The sequence below is a fragment of the Actinacidiphila oryziradicis genome (assembly GCF_005047355.1).
Lineage (GTDB): Bacteria > Actinomycetota > Actinomycetes > Streptomycetales > Streptomycetaceae > Actinacidiphila > Actinacidiphila oryziradicis.
The window spans coordinates 1-1,295 of the sequence record NZ_SUMC01000341.1; the positions used below are offsets into that span (position 1 = coordinate 1).

The 1,295-nt window shown below is 65.9% G+C and carries 1 protein-coding gene and 2 pseudogenes; 1 reads left to right on the forward strand and 2 read right to left on the reverse strand.

What is annotated here, in order from left to right:
* Positions 1 to 248: pseudogene (locus tag FCI23_RS55750) on the reverse strand (IS110 family transposase); the annotation flags it as partial.
* A 188-nt stretch (positions 249 to 436) separates the two neighbouring features.
* Positions 437 to 805 (reverse strand): HNH endonuclease, encoded by a 369-nt coding sequence (locus tag FCI23_RS64585; RefSeq protein ID WP_407646175.1) that lies wholly within the window; start codon positions 803 to 805, stop codon positions 437 to 439.
* On the opposite strand from FCI23_RS64585, the pseudogene FCI23_RS55760 reads away from it, so the two are divergent.
* Positions 698 to 1,295, forward strand: a pseudogene (locus FCI23_RS55760) (integrase core domain-containing protein); the annotation flags it as partial. The gene FCI23_RS64585 and the pseudogene FCI23_RS55760 sit on opposite strands and share 108 nt — an antisense overlap.

Sequence of the window (1,295 nt, forward strand, 5' to 3'; positions counted from 1 at the left end):
GTGAGGTGGTCGACGGTGTCCAGCAGCACCCGCAGCAGACGGCCGTGGTGGTCCTCGAACTGCCCGGTGAGGGCCTCGGTGAGGGCCGGTTTCTTGTTGACCAGGCTGCCTTTGGCGAGGTCCGCCAGTGTCCGGGGGTTGCGCTGGCCTGCGACCAGGGCGTCCAGCATGGCCCGGCCCGACACGCCGAAGAGGTCCGAGACAACGGTGGACAGTTTGATCTGGGCGTCCTCCAGCGCCTTCTCCACCCGGTGCTTGTGACGGGTGCGTTCTTTGGTAGGGTTGGGGGCTGGCGCGGTAACTGACGTTCCGTTTCCAGCCCCCGCCACTTCAAGTGAAGTAGGCTGCCGACGAGGTGCCCGTGGCGCGGGTCCTTTTCCGACAGCCCCTTCCCGAACGGTACGGGCCAGTTTCCCGGCATACCGCTCTCCAGTAATCATTTCCGGACAGGGGCGGTACTCCGTCCCGCGTGGATGTCCTGGTGGCAGCGTTCGCAGACCACAAGGGTCTTTCGCTTACGCATGGCCATCAGGTGTACCCACGGCGGCCGTTCCGGCCGTCCTGGCTTGTTGAGATCGGCGAGTTTGCGGACGTGATGGACTTGCAGCCCTTCTCGTCCCTGTGGGGCTCGTAAAGTCATCGCTGCAGGTGAGCAGCGGTGTCCATGGTTGTCGGTGGTGGCTGAGAGGCTGTCCCGATGATCGTGTCGCTGTTGTACCGCGCTGCTCGCACGATGGTGTCGATACCGGCTGTCCTGCTGCGCCGGGATACCGCCAAGGACGCCGAGTTGTTGGTCCTGAGGCATGAGAACACAGTCTTGCGCCGACAGCTCAAGGGCCTGGTCCGCTACGACTGAGCCGACCGGTTCTGGCTCTCCGTGCTGTCCTCGCTGATACCGCGCCGCCGCTGGGCCAATGTCTTCCCCTCACCCCCGGCACCTTGCTGACCTGGCACCGCAAGCTGATCGCCAAGAAGTGGGACTACTCCGCCCGCCGCAGGCGTACCGGCCGACCCCCGACTGCGGCCGCGCTCAGGAATCTGGTGCTGCGCTTGGCCGGCGAGAATCCCCGGTGGGGACACCGAAGGATCCAGGGCGAACTGGCCCGGCTGGGCCATCCGATCGCACCGTCCACGGTCTGGGGGATCTTGAACGCCGCGGGCATCGGCTCGGCTCCGCGCCGGTCCGGTCCCAGCTGGCGCGAGTTCCTGACCGCCCAAGCCCAAGGGATCATCGCAGCCGATTTCTTCCCCGTGGACACCATGCTCGGAAAGCGCCTGTACGCCATGGCGTTCCT